The sequence below is a fragment of the Pseudomonas sp. GW821-FHT02A08 genome (assembly GCF_059422045.1).
Map to the genome: position 1 here is coordinate 1 of NZ_JBWKWD010000086.1, position 749 is coordinate 749.

Annotated in this window: 1 protein-coding gene; it reads right to left on the reverse strand. The window is 62.1% G+C overall.

What is annotated here, in order from left to right; translation table 11 throughout:
• On the reverse strand, window positions 1-749 hold a 749-nt coding region (locus AC07W4_RS27830; protein WP_495034729.1), incomplete at both ends, for an immunoglobulin-like domain-containing protein.

A 749-nucleotide genomic window follows, 5' to 3' on the forward strand; every position in this document is an offset into this window, starting at 1 on the left:
TCGGAGAGGGTGAACTCCAACGGACCGTGGTTGTTGATCGGCAGACCGGCCGCGTTGGTCAGGGTCACGGTGTAAGTCACCGAACCGCCTTCGGCGACGGTGGATTTGTCCGCGGTCAAAGTGGCAATGACTTCACTGACGGTGTCGGTGATGGCCACGTTAGCTGCGGTGCCGTCGATCACCAGGTGTTCGAAGGTCTTGCCGTCGACACTAGCGTCGGTCACACCAATCGAGAGGGTCTGGCCGTCCTTGTAGACGTCGTCGCCTTGCACCGGCGCGGTGTAGATGGCCGACAGCTTGCCCGCTTCAATGGTGACGGTGCCGCCGTTGCTCAGGGTGACCTTGAGGTCGTGATCGAGTTTCTGGTCGACCTTGACGGTGAAGGTCGGCGCGAGGTTTTCCTGTACGCCGCCATTGCCTTCGATGCTGACGGTGACCTTGTCGCCCTGGTTGTCGGTTGGGGTGCCCGTACCCGGCTCGTCGGTGACGGTGGTTTCGACGTTGGTCTGGCTCAGGGTCAGTTTTTCGAAGTTGTCCGCGCCGCTGACCGATTCCAGTTTGTTGACGATTGGTGCCTGGCCGCCGGTGAACACGTCGTCGGCAGCGGTGATGGTCGCCGTGCCGGTCGCGGTATTGGCCGGGACGGTGATCTTGGTGCCATCGGAGAGGGTGAACTCCAACGGACCGTGGTTGTTGATCGGCAGACCGGCCGCGTTGGTCAGGGTCACGGTGTAAGTCACCGAACCGCC